The organism is Limosilactobacillus viscerum, assembly GCF_947387525.1.
Classification (GTDB): Bacteria; Bacillota; Bacilli; order Lactobacillales; family Lactobacillaceae; genus Limosilactobacillus; species Limosilactobacillus viscerum.
The window spans coordinates 1-16,231 of the sequence record NZ_CANDNW010000035.1 but is presented as its reverse complement, the minus strand read 5'-3'; the positions used below and the strand labels follow the sequence as shown (position 1 = coordinate 16,231).

General features: G+C 39.7%; 18 protein-coding genes, 1 tRNA gene, 1 pseudogene and 1 other annotated feature. Of the genes and pseudogenes, 8 read left to right on the top strand and 12 right to left on the bottom strand.

Going from position 1 to position 16,231, the window contains the following annotated elements; translation table 11 throughout:
- Positions 1 to 310 precede the first annotated feature (310 nt).
- The 9 genes from QOS07_RS08355 to QOS07_RS08315 all read right to left on the bottom strand — a co-directional run bounded on the left by QOS07_RS08355 (position 311) and on the right by QOS07_RS08315 (position 7,759).
- Positions 311 to 1,255, bottom strand: coding sequence for an L-lactate dehydrogenase (locus QOS07_RS08355; RefSeq protein ID WP_283588502.1), 945 nt, complete (start codon positions 1,253 to 1,255; stop codon positions 311 to 313).
- Positions 1,256 to 1,294: 39 nt separating this feature from the next.
- Positions 1,295 to 2,104, bottom strand: coding sequence for a 2-keto-4-pentenoate hydratase (locus tag QOS07_RS08350; protein ID WP_283588501.1), 810 nt, complete (start codon positions 2,102 to 2,104; stop codon positions 1,295 to 1,297).
- Between the two features lie 210 nt (positions 2,105 to 2,314).
- Positions 2,315 to 2,553: a binding site (T-box leader), on the bottom strand.
- 1,008 nt (positions 2,554 to 3,561) lie between these two features.
- Entirely contained in the window at positions 3,562 to 3,825 is a 264-nt protein-coding gene (locus tag QOS07_RS08345; protein WP_047769017.1) for a hypothetical protein, read from the bottom strand.
- On the bottom strand, positions 3,815 to 4,477 hold the full coding sequence (locus tag QOS07_RS08340) for a DUF4381 domain-containing protein (RefSeq protein WP_242364255.1): 663 nt from the start codon (positions 4,475 to 4,477) through the stop codon (positions 3,815 to 3,817). The genes QOS07_RS08345 and QOS07_RS08340 overlap by 11 nt, the downstream gene beginning before the upstream one ends.
- Positions 4,458 to 5,666: a relaxase/mobilization nuclease domain-containing protein gene (locus QOS07_RS08335; RefSeq protein WP_283588500.1), complete on the bottom strand. Its 1,209-nt coding sequence runs from the start codon at positions 5,664 to 5,666 to the stop codon at positions 4,458 to 4,460. Before QOS07_RS08335 ends, QOS07_RS08340 begins: the two co-directional genes overlap by 20 nt.
- Positions 5,644 to 6,210 (bottom strand): plasmid mobilization relaxosome protein MobC, encoded by a 567-nt coding sequence (gene mobC / locus QOS07_RS08330; RefSeq protein ID WP_047766795.1) that lies wholly within the window; start codon positions 6,208 to 6,210, stop codon positions 5,644 to 5,646. The genes QOS07_RS08335 and mobC overlap by 23 nt, the downstream gene beginning before the upstream one ends.
- A 752-nt stretch (positions 6,211 to 6,962) precedes the next feature.
- Positions 6,963 to 7,035 (bottom strand) — tRNA-Thr (locus QOS07_RS08325).
- Positions 7,036 to 7,167: 132 nt separating this feature from the next.
- Entirely contained in the window at positions 7,168 to 7,461 is a 294-nt protein-coding gene (locus QOS07_RS08320) for a HigA family addiction module antitoxin (RefSeq protein ID WP_283588499.1), read from the bottom strand.
- A 40-nt stretch (positions 7,462 to 7,501) separates the two neighbouring features.
- Positions 7,502 to 7,759 (bottom strand): type II toxin-antitoxin system RelE/ParE family toxin, encoded by a 258-nt coding sequence (locus QOS07_RS08315; protein WP_326521332.1) that lies wholly within the window; start codon positions 7,757 to 7,759, stop codon positions 7,502 to 7,504.
- 340 nt (positions 7,760 to 8,099) lie between these two features.
- Between QOS07_RS08315 and QOS07_RS08310 the strand changes: the two genes are divergently transcribed.
- Positions 8,100 to 8,798, top strand: a complete 699-nt coding sequence (locus QOS07_RS08310; protein WP_283588498.1) for a hypothetical protein — start codon at positions 8,100 to 8,102, stop codon at positions 8,796 to 8,798.
- 330 nt (positions 8,799 to 9,128) lie between these two features.
- Here QOS07_RS08310 and QOS07_RS08305 read toward each other — a convergent pair whose 3' ends face one another.
- The gene (locus tag QOS07_RS08305) at positions 9,129 to 9,584 is read right to left on the bottom strand and encodes an Rrf2 family transcriptional regulator (protein WP_283588497.1); all 456 of its coding nucleotides are present in this window, start codon (positions 9,582 to 9,584) and stop codon (positions 9,129 to 9,131) included.
- Positions 9,585 to 9,739: 155 nt separating this feature from the next.
- Between QOS07_RS08305 and QOS07_RS08300 the strand changes: the two genes are divergently transcribed.
- The 5 genes from QOS07_RS08300 to QOS07_RS08280 are packed head-to-tail and all read left to right on the top strand — an operon-like array spanning position 9,740 to position 13,686.
- Positions 9,740 to 10,639, top strand: coding sequence for a glycine betaine ABC transporter substrate-binding protein (locus QOS07_RS08300; RefSeq protein WP_283588496.1), 900 nt, complete (start codon positions 9,740 to 9,742; stop codon positions 10,637 to 10,639).
- Positions 10,640 to 10,692: 53 nt separating this feature from the next.
- On the top strand, positions 10,693 to 11,343 hold the full coding sequence (locus tag QOS07_RS08295; RefSeq protein ID WP_283588495.1) for an ABC transporter permease: 651 nt from the start codon (positions 10,693 to 10,695) through the stop codon (positions 11,341 to 11,343).
- Positions 11,318 to 12,088 (top strand): ABC transporter ATP-binding protein, encoded by a 771-nt coding sequence (locus QOS07_RS08290; RefSeq protein ID WP_283588494.1) that lies wholly within the window; start codon positions 11,318 to 11,320, stop codon positions 12,086 to 12,088. The genes QOS07_RS08295 and QOS07_RS08290 overlap by 26 nt, the downstream gene beginning before the upstream one ends.
- On the top strand, positions 12,081 to 12,722 hold the full coding sequence (locus tag QOS07_RS08285) for an ABC transporter permease (protein ID WP_283588493.1): 642 nt from the start codon (positions 12,081 to 12,083) through the stop codon (positions 12,720 to 12,722). The genes QOS07_RS08290 and QOS07_RS08285 overlap by 8 nt, the downstream gene beginning before the upstream one ends.
- 10 nt (positions 12,723 to 12,732) lie before the next feature.
- Entirely contained in the window at positions 12,733 to 13,686 is a 954-nt protein-coding gene (locus QOS07_RS08280) for a zinc-binding dehydrogenase (RefSeq protein WP_283588492.1), read from the top strand.
- Between the two features lie 17 nt (positions 13,687 to 13,703).
- On the opposite strand, the pseudogene QOS07_RS08275 reads toward QOS07_RS08280, so the two are convergent.
- Positions 13,704 to 13,877 (bottom strand): annotated as a pseudogene (locus QOS07_RS08275) (transposase); the annotation flags it as partial.
- A 1,263-nt stretch (positions 13,878 to 15,140) separates the two neighbouring features.
- Between QOS07_RS08275 and QOS07_RS08270 the strand changes: the two are divergent.
- Together QOS07_RS08270 and QOS07_RS08265 are read left to right on the top strand one after the other, a co-directional pair.
- On the top strand, positions 15,141 to 15,392 hold the full coding sequence (locus tag QOS07_RS08270) for a type II toxin-antitoxin system HicA family toxin (RefSeq protein ID WP_152739203.1): 252 nt from the start codon (positions 15,141 to 15,143) through the stop codon (positions 15,390 to 15,392).
- On the top strand, positions 15,389 to 15,724 hold the full coding sequence (locus QOS07_RS08265) for a type II toxin-antitoxin system HicB family antitoxin (RefSeq protein ID WP_150399533.1): 336 nt from the start codon (positions 15,389 to 15,391) through the stop codon (positions 15,722 to 15,724). Before QOS07_RS08270 ends, QOS07_RS08265 begins: the two co-directional genes overlap by 4 nt.
- 72 nt (positions 15,725 to 15,796) lie before the next feature.
- Here the strand turns inward: QOS07_RS08265 and QOS07_RS08260 are convergent, their stop codons facing one another.
- Positions 15,797 to 16,021, bottom strand: a complete 225-nt coding sequence (locus QOS07_RS08260) for a site-specific integrase (protein ID WP_283588491.1) — start codon at positions 16,019 to 16,021, stop codon at positions 15,797 to 15,799.
- Positions 16,022 to 16,231: the final 210 nt, after the last annotated feature.

Below are 16,231 nucleotides of genomic sequence, written 5' to 3'. Positions count from 1 at the left end.
ACGTTCTCATCAACCAATAATTAATTGGTCAGTGCTATTTATTTCAGCTTAGTGGCTAACTTATTCTTGAAATTTAGAAATATTTAATTTAGTTAAATCTGGTTCATTACTCATAGTAATTCCTTTTCTTTCTGCAAGAAATAATTAGTTTTATTTTCGTTGATTTATGGCGATTTTGCAAGTCTTACTACATTGGAAAGTCTTTAAACGCAAAAAGGAGCCACCCGCGGTCGGGAATACTCCTTTTTGGAATGAATATGAAAGAAATTATCAGGAAGAATCGGATTTAAGTTGTTTATAAAGTTATTTACTATTTGTTTGCCTTGGCAGCCCGTTCTTCTTCTGCCTTAAGCCGTTCCTTGATGTACTTTGCAGAAGTGGCCAGCTTGTCCTTTTCCTCATCAGTTAAGTCCAGGTGGAGTTGCTCAACTACCCCATCGCGACCAACAACTGCGGGATATGATAGGTAGGTTCCGTATTCTTCGCGGTAGTTGGAAACCGGCATTTCAGTCCGCGCATCGCTCAAGAGGGCATTAGTTAACCGCACTGCCGCGGTTGCTACCCCATAGTTGGTGTACTTCTTTCCTTGATAAACCAGGTAACCACCTTGACGGGCGTGTTCTTCGATGTCAGCCAGGTCCAGTCCCCGTTCCTTGGCTAGGTCTAGAACGCGCTTTCCCAGTACCCGAACAGTTGACCAGGCGGTGAACTGTGAGTTTCCGTGTTCACCAAGGTTGAAACCAACAACTGAACGTGAGTCAACGTGGAGGGCCTCACCAACGCAGGCACGCATCCGTGCGGAATCAAGGAGGGTCCCCGTCCCCAGCACGTGCTCCTTCGGCAGGCCAGTTAACTTCTGGTACATTGATGTGATGACATCACACGGGTTAGTGACGTCCACCAGTTTGCCGTGGAAACCGTTGTCAACAAGTTTCTTAGCGACCAACGGCACCTGGGTGCGGGTAAACTTAAATTCTGCAAACCGGTCGTGGTCCGGAGTATCAACGAGCTTTGACTTACCCAAAGCAGACACAACCACGTCACAATCAGCAAGCTGTGAATCATCATTGACGGTTAAGTTGGTGTGGTATGGCAGGTTGGCCATGGCGTCCCGGAGGTCAAGGGCGTCAGCGTTAACCTTAGCCTCATTTGTATCATAAAGTGCCAAATCATCTGTGAAACCACCAGCAACCAAGTAGTGAGCAACCGTTGCACCAACGTGTCCCATTCCAAATACTGCTACTTTACGTGTCATAATAAAAACTTCCTTTCAATTAATACCCAGTTTCACTAATTAATCATTAACGTTAACGGTTACGTCACCGAAGCCGTGGTCAAACTTTGCGGTCCAGACTCCCTTGGTTAAGTGCGGTGGGAGAAGGAAAGTCCCGGAAGAAACTAACTGACCAGTGCGGAACCCCTTTCCTTGTTCCGCCAGTTTACCAACTAGCCAGGAGAGGGACTTGAATGGGTTACCAAGCACCTCACTGGACTTACCGCTTGCTTGTTTTTGGCCATCGTGGTAAAGCGTCACGTTGACGTTGGCGGCATCTTCGACCGTGTCAAACACCTCATCAGCCGGACGTTCCAGGCCATAGACGACGAACCCACCGACCGCGCAATCACTCATTACGTTAAACTTGTTGAGGTCGGGGAACCAGTCAGCAAAACGGCAGTCAGGCAATTCAACGGTCCCGCAAACGGTCGTCTTGTGAAGGAGGTCTTCCAAACTATCATCTGGCTTTAGGTCTTCAGTAGCGCGGAAGCCAAGTTCCACCTCAAGCAGTGGATCCATTGTTTGCTTTTTAAGTGACAGAAGTGCGGGTGAAGGAAGAAAGTGACTGTCGACTTGTTGGCCATATAGTGGACAGTCAGAATCAAACATATCCTGCGTTTCCTTACTCGTCAGTGAGACCTTGTATCCACCAGTCGGAAGTTTTTTAAGGGCGGCGAACCGGTCCTGCACTGCGTATGCCGTGTCATCATCTGTTACAACGCCATCCCAGTCGGCCATCTTTAATGGCTGGTGGCTTTGGTAGGCGTTAAAAAGTGCTTGAGCGAATGATTCTTGTTTTGCGTTTAAGGTAACATTTTCTTTAGTCATAATATCCTCCATAGAGGTCAGTCGCTGTTACCTTTTTGGGGAGTCAACCCTACGATTCGTTAACGACGACTGACTTCTTTTTTCGTTTAAATTTATATTTTTCTAATGTTTTATTAATGTTAATAATGTCGCTGTCTGACATGTTCATCACCACCTTAAATGTTTAGTAAAACGCGAAAAGCGTCCTTTTTAACTCGCTAACTAAGAGTTAAAAAGGACGCTTTTAAACGTGGTACCACCTTTCTTTACGGCTAAAAGCCGCCTTAACCAACATCCGATAAATGGATATTAGTCGGCACGATAATGGGTGCTACCAGTACGTTCTACTTGAAAAGTCGTTCGACATACAACTCACGAGTGATTAGCTAAGTACCACTTCCTACTGATTCACACCACCCATCAGCTCTCTGCAATCAGTGATACTCGCTGTTCTCGATCAACGTCGTTTATTTGTTTCAATTGATTGTTTGTAGAATATCATCTGTTTATGAGAAAATCAAGGATAAAATTAAAATAATATGAGAAAGATGCAATTTTTAATTATATTTTGCCCTGATGGCGCTTTCGCTCGTGTTACTTCTTAAAATTATTAATTTTGTCCCAAATTAGAACAATTCAATTAATACAGGGACATGATTCAAAACACGAAAAAAGCGGCAAGTAGCATTCAAACTACTTGCCGCTATATTAATTACACAGTTGGATAAGATTGGGGCATTCCCCAATAAGAACGTTTTTTAATCATCCTCACGTTCCGCTTATAATCAGCGATTTCAAGGGTCTACTTTTTACGCAGTTCTTAAATTGTGCGTAAAAATTTGAACTATTCTAATACAACAATTGATGCTAAAATTAAAAAGTGCACTAGCTGCCACTAATGCACAAGTCAATATAGGGAGCTGATCTCTTTGGGGACGTTCCTTGTTGCGCTTGGCTGGTGGTGTATTGCAGTACACCAGAACAAGAGCGCTACCGTTAAGCTATCAGCCTAATTGTTGAAGTAATATAATTCTTTAACTACGGTTATATTATAGCATGGTTTAGCGACTTTGACGACCGCTTAGTTTTCGGGCTGAGCGGCCTTTTTGATTGATATGCTATAATTTCAACAGGGCTTTTTGAATGAGCCAGCTACTCAAACAAGATGCCCAAGTGAATATAATCGGATGATACGTCACCCCTCACCAATCCAATTTCACGGAGGTGAGCAATCATGCCGAGAGTTAGGAATGATTGGAGGAATAAGCACGGTCCAGTTGGCTGTGGCTGTTTAGATTTTAGCCCGTGCAAGCTTGCTGTTTGCAAAAGGTTACCAAATAGTAAAAGAGACTAACCGCAAAGGCTAATCTCTTTTCAAACCCAAAAATCATCCAAATTCACGATTGAGAGTAGTGAGGTAGGAGCTCACTGCTCTCTTTTCGTATATTATGATACTAAAAATAATGCTTAAATTCAAATTATAACTCTAAGTCGTTACCTTGATGGGATAACGGCTTTTTAGTTTGAGCTTTTTGTACAGAAACGATTCTTTGTTGCTTTTTCCGCTTAGTTTCAGCTTCCTTCTCCCTCTCTAGTTGTTGCCGATGGAGTTGAATCTGATGGATCCGTTTCCGTTCCCGTTCACTCTGCGTATTAGATAACCGCCAAGCAGGAATTCGTTTATTTGAACGCAATAATGAATCAAGCTGTTCATCATTTGCCATATGGATACTAAATGACATTGTTAACAATCCTCTTTCTATAAAGGTAATAATCAGCGGTTCCACATAAAATAATTAAACTAATTGCCACGAACACTTTCCACCACCCGGGAGTCAATGGAATAACTACTAATAAGCAAACCATTTCAAGACCAAACAGAACCAAAAGCTGCATGAAACTAGATAATATTCCTGTTATTTTATCAATACTCTGTTGACTAGTTTGCGCACTAAGCTTAGCACTCAAGCTCGCCTGCTGAGCATCCTCGCGATCCTGTTTGAATCGCTGATTAACGGTTGATTTAACCACTTCATCAATTGTTTTCCCAGTATCATTTTGGAATTGTTGATATACATCATTAGTAACCTCACTAGTATGATGAGTTATCCCATTCCGTATAGATAAAATAAGATTCCGCAAAGTCGGTACTAAGCGATTGTTTACTGTTTGTGTATAGTGTTCCAGATACTTACCTACTTGGTCTAAATCAGCAGCTTTAGCGACATATTCCTGGGTTTTCTGATCAAGATTTTGTTCACGCAAATTAATGTTAGTTTCAAGGCCATCCATTTTCTGCTCAAGGCTATCAACTCGATCAACTAAACCGTCCGCATAGCCAACAGCTTGAGCATCACTTACTGCTTTGAGTACATTATCGTTCTGGTCCTTCAATTTCTTTTGAACGTCTTGGTTGTTTTGATCGACTTTCTCGCTTAGGCTTTGTAGCTTGTCGGCTAACTCTCTTAGTTCCCCTGGCTTGACGTTGTTCCTGATTAAGTAGTCGAGTTTTTTGTTCAACTGCTTTTCGCTTTTCTTCATCAATGGCTTCTTTGAGTTGTTGTTCAGCAACTTCGTTAATTCGTCGTTGTTGTCTTGCTCTTGCCCTAGCATCTGCTGCCATGGTTTTGACTTTTTCGAGTCCGTCGCTTTCTCTTCGGTCATAATTTTGTTTCTCCTTTTCGTTTTCTTTCTTCCTATTAAAGTAACGTTCAATCTCACTCTTAGAGAATGATTGGCCTAGACCGCGGGTAGACTTAATTTCTCCGGTTTCTTTATCGATTCTTTGATAAAAGTCCCGCACTTTCATTTCTCTAGTTCCAGTCTTGGTACTGACTATTTGATGATATGTCCACGCCTTACCTTTTTGTCGTTCAGTAACCGTAATGCTATGTTGTTCAAGTTGCTTCAAAAAGTCTGTAATGTTATCAACCTTTGCCTTAATTTGGTTAATTAGCTCTTTCAACTGGTGTTGCCACTCAGATTTAGTCGTCAGATTATGTATGTCTTTACGCTCGGTTTGGTTATGTACTGGGTTGGTCCACTGACGACCAGTAATTCGCTGATAATTGGTTTTCATTTCACGGTCAAAATCTTTGCGGAGTTTGTTGATGTTAAAACGGTTAGTTGCAACTGTTTTTCCATTTGGTTTGATGGTATTCATCACGACATGGGCATGTAGTTTCCCGCCTTCACCGTCACTTTGGATTGCTATTACGGACTGACAATCGGCAAAGTGCTTACGAACATAATGCTGTACAAGTCGTAATGCTTGTTGTGATTGGGCTTTTAAGTCTGATGTGTCAAATTCCGTTGGGTCAAAAGAGATAATAATTGTTTGTGCCTGATAGCATCGTCTTGGATTATGAGCACGTTTTAATACTGTCCTAAATTGCCGTTCAAGGTAGGCACCATTTTGAGTTGCTGAAATTTTACCATCATTGTCATGCAACATTTTGATATTAAAGCCACTAGCAGCCAAAACACGTTTGGTGGTTTTCCGATACGAATGGGCTGGTTCATTGAAAACATACTTCAGACGATTGTAACTAGAATGGCAACTATGTGTTTGCAGGATAGACATGGGTACTTTCGTCCTTTTCTTTGAGTCCAACCTCAACCTTCAAGTCAGCAATTTTCTTTTTGAGAACTGATAGATACCGTGAATCTTCAAAAAGTCGTGATGAAATCCACTTCCACAAGTCTGTGTCCGTTAGGTCCTCATCTTCTTTAGCCACTGTATTCATCACTTTAGCTATTTGGTTAAGATTATTGCCCATTTGCGTTACCGACATCATGATAGCTTCTAGTTGTGATTGAATATCACTAAACTGGTTTTGTAATACAGATAATTGTGATGATGTTTTAGTATCTGTAATACCCATCACAGCTTGTGTTAACGGTAACCGTTCTTCATCAGATAATTTTGTCAGCAAAATTGAAATGTAGTCGGTATTACCCTTCTTCCATTCTTCCTCAGCTTTCTTTAGCATCATCTCATCCTTGATCATCTGGCGAACTGCCTTAGAATTGTTTTCTTCACCCAACAGCTTCTTTACTTTATCAAAATCAGCCATCTCATCTTCGTCTAAACGGCTCTGAATTAACTTATTGCGTAACGGCTTCATAGTGTATTTACCTCCTCATGTTTGCCGTCCCGGCAAAATAAATTTTCAAGCTTCGCGTGCTCGCGACAACGCTTGACTAAATTTATATAATTCGTCGAGTTAGTTCCTGCTTAGCATTAATTGGTCTATACCAATTCATTAATTATATTATATACTAAACAGTAACTAACTTGCAAGCAATTAAAAACGTATGATAACAAAAGTTTGTCATACATTTTATAGCTTGGCGGGGAGCCTGCACGCTCTCCCTGCACCCTATCGTTGTATCGTCTGCTCCATTCAAAACGGTGAGTACCTTGAGATTAACATTCAAGGTCACCTTTTGAGATTCCCCAGCCGATTTACTTATAACTTCACTATAAGTAACAACAGTGACCAAACTGACTGCTCCGTTTGGATTTCAGCATTTCTTTTTGTGGCAACAAACAGAAACAAAAAATGCCCCACTTATCAAATGACGATAAGTAGGACAACAGTCACTTACTTTTCAACAAAAGTAAGCAAAATTAATTTCAAACACACAAAAATATCACGTTAAAACGTTGATATATCAACCTATATGACCTCTTGCATTTTCTCCCAAACACACAGAACACAATCTTTAATTCTGTGTGTTTATTTGTGTGTTTGAAACAGTAATCCAGAACGTTTCAGAACCATTCACTTTACTTTTTAAGTATACAAAAAAGCCCACAGATTAAGCTTTTACGGCTTTTTTTGTAGGCTTCCGAATTCTACTGAATTCTATCTAGTGCTGACTAGAGGATTCGAACCTCCGACCTCATCATTACTAATGACGTGCTCTGCCAACTGAGCTAAGTCAGCATTTAACCAACAAATATTAGTATAGCAGAAACGTCACTGGATGGGAAGAGGTGAATTAGAAATTCTCTCTTTCTTATTTTAAACAAAACACTGTTAGTCACACTCATTATGTGGCATCGGTTTACCATATTGTTATGCTTGCTGATATTGCTTGATTTGATCGTATTCATCTTTCTTTTGCAGTTCGGCATTTCGGAGATCAATATCGTTTTGGAGCTTCACAAAGTACAAATCAGAAACACCGAAGAAACGGCCCAACCGAATCGACGTATCAATCGTTACCTGACGACGATCATGTAATAAATCCTGAATGCGTGAAGTCGGCACGTTAATGTGCTTTGCCAAGAAGTATGCCGAAATGTTGAGTGGCTCCATGAATTCTTCCTTAAGAATTTCACTGATCTTTGGGGTGGCAATCTTGTTCATATTCGCTTTCTCCTAACTATGGTAATCTATAATTTCAATATCAAAAAAGTTCGTAGCACTCACCGAAAAAACAGATGCGGTATTGTCGGTTAATTCGGATACTATATTGGCCAATACGCTTTCCTTTTAGCTTTTCTAAATGGTTCGCAGGCGGGACCCTTAAATCATTAATGCCGTCTGCATTATCAATCAGCATTAATTTTCGCAAAGCTACTTTTTGAATTTCCAGAGGATATTTAAGTGAAAATTGCTGATAAAATATTTTTTCAGTTTCCCTGTTGCCGAAAGTTCTAATCATTACTAATCCTACTTTCTTCAAAGAATACCTGTGCTACGTGTATACGTAAAGAATAACAACTGTTTTTCTTCCATAACTTAAAAATACGTAGTAAAAGAGGAAATCCATTTCATTAGTAATAACTAAACATTTTTTGAAACATCTAATCATCTGAGATTTCTTGTTATATATAAGCAAGTAAGCAAATAAAGTTACTTTAACCATCTTAAACTTGTTTAACGTGTTTTGACACTCGTCTATTGCTGTCACAATAACGTTTCTAAGGCCTTAACTTGTTAAAACAATAAAAAAAGTCCCTTAACAGCAGCAATAATGCTTAAATACTTACTATTATTTTGCTGTGGAAGAAGTTCTCAGAATTGTTAATACCCAAACAGAACGTAATTTTCCCAATAGTATTTCGCCATCAAGATTAAATAAATTACTAAGTAGGGCTAACATCAAATGGCGTCACATTAACCGTTCACAGATAGGCCTAATAATCGATGAATTATCATCATTACTAAACGATAAGTATAATTCATCATTAAATAAGATTAAGGTGCTTAAAAGTACACAAGTTGCAAAATTGGTTCAAATGATTCGTTCAATGCCCGCAACTAAAAACGCAAATTATGAAAAGATATATAAGGAATTGACTAGCGGTTCAATTGAATCAATGAAAGATGACGGTCCTTATTTCACTATTACTGAAGCAACGTATGAAATTCAAGGTCATCTAGCCAATAGTCATGTATCCGCACCATCTACAAATATAAGTCCGCAAACATTACTTAAAAAGGCCCGAGAATTTGAAAAGACAGGCCCTGAATACCAAGTCATTAAAGTTACGCCAGATGAAATTGACTTTTATGGGTCAAGAATTCATTCCAATAGCACTGAAAATTACATCAACCTACAGCTTTCTGAGAAACTACTAAATCATTATAAGTTAAGCAAGGGTACGAGTGTGAAAAAGGAAACTCAAAGCCTACACAACACAATTGATTCCTATGAACCAGTTGCAAAATTTATTCGGAAAATTACAAAGATCAACTAAAAAATGCTGAGAATTTCTCTGGCACAGTTGACTTATTAGTCAGTGACATGAGGGCAATTGATAAAAGCATCAAGTGTCAGTATAAAAAGGTCGAAAACTTTGCTAATCAACAATTCATTAACTATGAAAAACAGATTCAAGATCTTCAAAATGCAAATTTGGACTACTGGTAAATGGTTGGTGAACTGCGTCGTTTTTTAATGGTGAGTATTACAATAAGGTAATTGGTAAAGCTTTTTCTGATCCTTTCTTAAAGAAGAGTCTAACTTTACAAATTAAAGATATTATCAATAGATACTAATCTTTGATCGAAGACTAGAGCTCGTTTGCTTATTTAGTTTGGTGTGCTTGGGCTTCTTTTTCTGCTTGATGAACCAGAATTGTGTCGAGCACATCAGATAAAGTGGTGCGGGCTAGCTCAGCCTTGGCCGCTGTTTCAGCTCGTTTATAAAATTCGCTGAGCGTTTGTTGAATATTACCACCGACAATACATTGTGGATTAGTTTTTTCGTCGATAGTAAACAGGTGTTGATCTTCTTCAGTGGCTAAGAAGACATCGTACATCGAAATATCACTGGGCTCCCGTAGTAATTTTGGATCCGCAGAGCCATGCACGGTACTGATCAATCCCGCATTGCGCAGCTTACCCATTAAGCGACGCACCACAACAGGTGACGTTTTAATGCTCGAGGCAATGTTCTCACTGGTCAACGGGATTTTTCCTTTATAAATTTCAATGAAAGCAAGAATGTGGATACTGTCGCTAAAACGAGTGGAAACTCTCATACTTAGTCATTCCTTTCTACAATTTAATTGTAATTATAAAAGTTACAAAAATCCAGTCTTTTTTCTTGACAGGCGTTTCCCTAATAGCTATTATTAGTAATGTTCAAATAGCTTAGACGAAACTAATGAAGTTACAATGTTAAGGAGGAATCTTAATGAAAATTAAGAAGGTAATGGTTGGCGCTTTATTGAGTGTCATGACTTTACTTGTCGGCACAATTACACCAGTAATTGCTTCTGCCAGCAGTAGTAAGCCCATCACGGTTGGTTCTAAAAGCTTTTCTGAAAGTAAGACGGTCAGTGAAATTTATGCACTTGCTTTGGAACATGCCGGATACAAGGTGGTTCGTAAGCAGAACATTTCGAACTCAGTCGTATATAAAGCCGTAAAGACCGGGCAAATCGATGTTTATCCAGAGTATACTGGAACAATTGTCGAAGCTTATCTGAAGAAGACGGCCAGTGGCAAGAGCGCTCAACAGATTGATTCCATTGCCCGCCAAGGGGTCAAAAAAGATGGTCTGGTAATGTTTAAGTATGCGCCTGGCGACGACCGGCAAGGGATCGGAATCCGAACCAGTGTTGCTAAGAAGTATGGGATTAAGAATATTAGTGATCTGCAAAAAAACTCTAGCAAGATTCGCTTCGTTTCCCAAGGGGAGTTTGACAAGCGAGCTGATGCTTTACCAGGCATGGAAAAGAAGTATGGGAAGTTCCACTTTAAGTCCCACAAGGATTACGACGATAGCTTGAAGTATAAGATTATGTCCCAAGGAAAGGGAGATGCTGCGCCGGTTTCAACCACTGAGGGACAACTGGCCACTAGTAAGTTCACCCTGCTTAAAGATGACAAGAATCTGTGGCCACCATACAATCTAGTACCACTGGTTAACAAGAAGGCCGCACAATCGCACCCGAAGATGGAAAAGACTTTGAACAAGGTCGATGCTAAGTTAACGACTAAGCAACTGACGGCCTTGAATAAAAAGGTTGATGTTGACGGTCAGAATTATAAGACAGTGGCAAAAAATTGGTATAATGCCAATATGAAGTAAAACGAGGGGGCAGTGACTTTTCACCGCCCTTTTGTAGTAAAAGGAGGAACACCGTGTTCAGCCAAATTATTCATTATTTTCAGACTGATAGTGGTCAATACTGGCAGTATGTCTGGCAACACATCTATCTGAGCTTCGGCACGTTGGTGATTGCGATGGTAATTGCGTTCCCATTGGGCTATTTAGGTTCCAAAATCAAACCAGTTGCCACATTCTGTACTGCCTTTGCTCAAGTACTGCGGATAATTCCCAGCTTGGCCCTTTTATTCCTGTTGATTCCATACATTGGTACGGGGACTTTACCAGCCTTAATCGCTTTAATTGTTCTGGCATTGCCCCCATTATTGATCAACACAATTCTCGGATTTAACGAAGTTGATCCAACCTACCGCGAAGTTGGTCAGGCGCTCGGAATGAATAATCGCCAATTGCGGCACCAAATTGAAATTCCGCTGGCTTTACCCTACATCCTCAATGGGATTAAGTTGGCCTTAGTTGAGATTATCGCTAGTGCCACTTTAGCGACATACATTGGCGCTGGTGGCCTGGGGACACTGATCTTCACTGGGTTAGGCTTGTATGACATGACCTACGTCGTTATCGGCGGGGTCAGTGTGGCCCTGTTGTCACTACTGTCCATGGTAGGCTTTGATTTATTAATTAGGAGGATTCGTCGACATGACCAAACCAATTATTCAATTTAAGCATGTGCAAAAAAGCTTTGGCGCTAATCAGGTCATTCCAGATCTGAATTTCACGATTAATCAGGGCGAACTAGTGACGATCCTCGGGTCTTCTGGCTCAGGCAAAACGACGACTCTTAAGATGATTAATGGTCTCTGGCAACCAAGCGCCGGTCAGGTTTTGATTGATGGTCAACCAATTGATCAGCTCGATTTAGTTCAGTTACGTCGCCACATGGGTTACGTAGTCCAACAAATTGGTCTGTTTCCACACATGACGATTGCAGAGAATATCGCAGTGGTTCCTAAAATGCTTGGTTGGGATCAAGAACGAATTCAACAGCGGGTCAATGAGTTACTCGAATTAGTCCAACTGGATCCAACTAAATATGCCCACCGTTATCCCAACCAATTATCTGGTGGACAACAACAACGAATCGGGGTTGCCCGGGCGTTAGCAGTGAATCCACCATACGTGCTCTTTGATGAACCGTTTGGTGCCTTGGATGCGGTCACTCGCTTGGAGTTACAAAAGGAAGTCAAGCGGATTCATGAATCATTGCAAGATAAAACCTTTTTGTTTGTAACTCATGACATCAATGAAGCCTTGTATCTGGGTCAACGGGTGATGGTAATGAATAAGGGCCAAATTGAACAATTTGCGACCCCAGAGGACATTGTTACCCAGCCGGCCACCAGCTTTGTCAAGGAGCTTCTCGGTACTCAACAGCAAAATCGCGACTTATGGAGGCAATATCATGATTGATTATTGGAATGCCAACTGGTCAACAATGGTTGTTGATATGCAACAGCACCTAGCGATGGTTCTGGCATCATTAGGAATTGCCCTGATGATTGCCATTGTGTTAATTGCCTTATTAATGCGCCGGCCCAACTGGTTAAATGGCCTCGTCTACTTTTTCTCCTTGCTCTATTCGGTGCCGAGTTTTGCCTTCTTTGCCATGCTCTTACCGATCTCAGGACTAGGCATGCGATCAGCTATCATCGTTTTGACCGTTTATTGTGAATATGTGTTATTACGAACCTTTATTACCGGAATCCAAGGTATTGATCCTGCCCTGGTGGAGGTGGCCCAGGGTATGGGGATGACCCGGCGTCAGGCCTTCATGAAGGTTCAATTACCACTAGCCTTACCGGCGATCTTTAGTGGCCTGCAAGTGGCCTTGGCTTCGATGATGGGAATTGCAACTATTGCCGCGACCATCAATGCTGGTGGCTTAGGTCAACTGTTGTTTGAAGGCTTGCAGACGCAACAAACGGTGCCCTTGTTATGGGGCACCATCTTGACGATTGCTTTGACCCTGATTTGTGCGGGTGTCCTCAAGATGATTGAATGGGCGCTGACCCATCGTTGGAAAGCAGCTTTAGCTAAAAATTAGGAGGTAAGTTATGAAAGCAGTTGTGATTACCGAACCAGGTGGCCCAGAAAAGTTGATTTATCAAGACGTTCCGACCCCAACGATTCGCCCCGGCTGGTCATTAGTTACAGTGAAGGGCTTTGGAATTAATCATTCGGAAATTTTTACTCGTCAGGGTTTGTCACCTTTGGTTAAGTTTCCACGTATTTTAGGAATTGAATATGTCGGCCTCATTGAACAAACTACCGATCCGGAACGCTTGCCAGTGGGGCAGAAAGTAATTTCCATTATGGGCGAAATGGGACGTGCGTTTGACGGTTCATATGCCGAAAAAGTACTTTTACCAAACACACAGATTTATCCAGTGACGACTGATCTTGATTGGGCTACATTGGCAACGATTCCTGAAACTTACTACACTGCCTATGGTTCAATGCTGAATTTGCATTTAACGGCGGCTGACCATGTTTTGGTACGCGGTGGTTCGAGTGGTGTGGGAATTGCATTTTTAAAATTAGTTCATGCGTCTTTCCCGGGCATTCAGGTGACGGGGACTAGTCGCCACCTTGATAAAAAGGGCCAACTACTAAAGCAAGGATTTGATGGTGTGGTGGTAGATCAGAATGGCCATCTTCAAACAGATCAGACTTTTGATAAAGTATTGGAGTTAATTGGCCCGGCAACGATGAAGGACACTTTTCGTCATGTTAACGAGGGAGGGATTGTTTGCTCGACGGGTCAATTAGGCTATCAATGGTACTTAGATCAATTTGACCCAATTATGGATCTTGCTCCCAATAGTTACTTAACGAGTTTTTATTCTGACAATGTTGATAATGACAAATTAAATCAGCTTTTAAGAGTGATTACTGATCGTCAAGTTGATGTTCATCCGACCAAGATTTTTAAATTGGATCAGGTTCCTGCAGCACATGCTTATTTAGAAAGTCATCACAGTTTAGGCAAAGTGATTGTCTTAAATTAATTAAAAACGGCTCTTCGTCAAGAAGTACTGATAGGAAAATTGAATAACTTTTCAAGCAGCTCGAGCCAGGCTTTTGTCCCGAGCCGCTCTTTTATTTTCCAATTGATAGGGATGCGAGCTCTAAAGTTAAAGAAATTCTGGAAACCATAAGCAGTACGTTTAATTACCTTGATCTTATTGTTAGTTTCTTCTTATTGTTAGTTTCTTCGACTGATCCGTTAGTATTATTATATTTGAAACTGGTAATGGTTCTTTTTTGTGAAGGTGGAGAGTCCGTTGAACCTTTTGAAGTGTTTATGGCAAGATAGTCCACTTTTGAAGGACTTTCAACAAAGACTATTTTGTTCCTAATTACACGTCTAAGAATCGGTGCTGGTGGTATGGGATCTTTACCTTATGCGATTGTCGGTTATTTATATTCAAGTATTAAGAAAAGGGCACAGATTTTAGGCTATTTAACTGCTTGTTTTAATGAAGCTGCAATTATGTCCTATTAATAAGCGGTAGCTCAATCGATATTGCAAATTGGCATTGGGACTTTTATATTAACGTTTCCATTGGAATCACTACAATCTTGCTAAGTCTCATTTTTATAAAAATACCCTTGAGCCAAATTCTTCGAAGTTTGATAGATATAGAACCAGGTATTGTAACAAATTGATTTTGAAAGGCCATAGTCGTACCATTTTTCCGTAGCTCTTTTAAACGCCCGATAAAAAAGTGACACAAAAAAAGTCCCTTAACAGCAGCAACGATGCTTGCTATTAAAGGACTTTATATATTAGTGCTGACTAGAAGCTCGGAGGTTAAATTGCCCCAACCATTGATATATCAACAATTAAGCCAATCATTTTTGATTTTGTGTGTCTAGTTGTGTGCATTTTTCAGTGCAACAATCAATTTATCGGTGCAAAATTGGCTAATTTTGCACCGATAAATCTTAAATTACACCGAAGAATTGATGTTTTCCCCCAAGCTCAATTACTAACTGCTTTTTATTTCATCTAGTGATCCATTATCTTTTGGTTCAGTGTTTGATAATCAAATTACTTAATTTTAGTCACACCCTTATCTTAATCATCAGCTTAGTATCTTGATCATTTTGCTGCAAATGATCAAGATACTACAAATGTGACCAAGATTTTATGCCTACAAATATTAGCCAAAATCACTATTAAATTTTCCCTCACTATTTTCAGTGTAATATATATTCAACAAATTAGCCTTTTTACTCAAATACTTTTCCTACCCCATCAGCATCTATTTAATAATGGTTGACTATTTATGATTAGTTACATTTTTTAACGCTTTTATAGTAACTTTCTTATCGGCTCATCTAATTCCCCCCATACTTTGAAGCCTTTGTATAACATTATTTCAGATGCAATTTAGCTAAAATAATGCTATAATACATAAAAACAGCAACTATAAATAGTTGCATAAGGTGGATAATAATGGGTCATAAACAAACAATTAAAAAGCTTAAAAATAAATCAAGTAATATAACGTTTGATGAGGTAGCTTCATTATTAGAAAGTTTAGGCTTTCGTCAAGAAAACAAAGGTAAAACAAGTGGTTCCCGTGTTAAATTCTTAAATAATGATGGAGTTCCCATCTATTTGCATAAACCACATCCTAGAAAGACCCTATTATCCTATCAAGTAAAAGCAGTTGTTCAAGTCTTAAAAGAGGAGGGCTTGCTATGAGTACATTACATTATAAAGATTACTATGGAACAATTAATGTTTCAGAAGAAGACAATATTTTATACGGTAAAGTAATAGGCATTAAAGGCTTACTGTCTTATGAAGGCGAAACCGTCGAAGAGTTAAAACAAGATTTTCAAGAAGTCGTAGATGAATACATCGCAGACTGTAAAAAGAACAATATAAAGCCACAAATTTCTTATAAGGGTACATTTAATGTTCGTATCACGCCAGAGCTTCATAGAGATTTAGCTAAATACGCTGATAACAATAAAGAAAGTCTAAATTCAGCAGTGACTACTGCAATCGAAAATCTTGTACAAGCTAACTAATTTTATACTATTCAATAAAGGCCAAAATCACGATGAGTAATGTGATTTTGACCTTTATTTTTTGTAATAGATTTATTTCATCCAGTTATCCATCATCTTTTTATTAACATCGCGATCTGCTTTAACATACACTCGCATAAAAATTGAAAGACTATTACCCATTCTTTCTGCTGCCCAAGGGTAAGATATTCCAGGCTTATTAGCTAGCTTGGTACACAATGTATGACGGAATGAGTACATGGATATTTGTGAGCCATTGCCATGAATCCCCAGCTCATTACAAATTTTCTTTAACATTTCATTCATGCTTTTTTGTGTAATGGGGACATTATTTACACACATTTTATAATCATGTAAATTGAGAAAAAGTAGTCCCTCAGGATTGATCAAGTCATGGTACTTAAGAAATTCTCCCTGTCGTTTTTTATATATGGCAGATTGCAAGAAATAACTTGAACAAATTTAGTAACGCAGATTACGCAAAAAGATCTCAATTGGTGTTCGCCA

Bases quoted from the DNA above. Each gene is read 5' to 3' on its own strand.
- QOS07_RS08355 (WP_283588502.1), bottom strand. From the start codon at position 1,255: ATGACACGTAAAGTAGCAGTATTTGGAATGGGACACGTTGGTGCAACG.
- QOS07_RS08350 (WP_283588501.1), bottom strand. From the start codon at position 2,104: ATGACTAAAGAAAATGTTACCTTAAACGCAAAACAAGAATCATTCGCT.
- QOS07_RS08345 (WP_047769017.1), bottom strand. From the start codon at position 3,825: ATGTCATTTAGTATCCATATGGCAAATGATGAACAGCTTGATTCATTA.
- QOS07_RS08335 (WP_283588500.1), bottom strand. From the start codon at position 5,666: ATGTCTATCCTGCAAACACATAGTTGCCATTCTAGTTACAATCGTCTG.
- mobC (WP_047766795.1), bottom strand. From the start codon at position 6,210: ATGAAGCCGTTACGCAATAAGTTAATTCAGAGCCGTTTAGACGAAGAT.
- QOS07_RS08320 (WP_283588499.1), bottom strand. From the start codon at position 7,461: ATGAACAAGATTGCCACCCCAAAGATCAGTGAAATTCTTAAGGAAGAA.
- QOS07_RS08315 (WP_326521332.1), bottom strand. From the start codon at position 7,759: ATGATTAGAACTTTCGGCAACAGGGAAACTGAAAAAATATTTTATCAG.
- QOS07_RS08305 (WP_283588497.1), bottom strand. From the start codon at position 9,584: ATGAGAGTTTCCACTCGTTTTAGCGACAGTATCCACATTCTTGCTTTC.
- QOS07_RS08300 (WP_283588496.1), top strand. From the start codon at position 9,740: ATGAAAATTAAGAAGGTAATGGTTGGCGCTTTATTGAGTGTCATGACT.
- QOS07_RS08290 (WP_283588494.1), top strand. From the start codon at position 11,318: ATGACCAAACCAATTATTCAATTTAAGCATGTGCAAAAAAGCTTTGGC.
- QOS07_RS08285 (WP_283588493.1), top strand. From the start codon at position 12,081: ATGATTGATTATTGGAATGCCAACTGGTCAACAATGGTTGTTGATATG.
- QOS07_RS08280 (WP_283588492.1), top strand. From the start codon at position 12,733: ATGAAAGCAGTTGTGATTACCGAACCAGGTGGCCCAGAAAAGTTGATT.
- QOS07_RS08270 (WP_152739203.1), top strand. From the start codon at position 15,141: ATGGGTCATAAACAAACAATTAAAAAGCTTAAAAATAAATCAAGTAAT.
- QOS07_RS08265 (WP_150399533.1), top strand. From the start codon at position 15,389: ATGAGTACATTACATTATAAAGATTACTATGGAACAATTAATGTTTCA.
- QOS07_RS08260 (WP_283588491.1), bottom strand. From the start codon at position 16,021: ATGTTAAAGAAAATTTGTAATGAGCTGGGGATTCATGGCAATGGCTCA.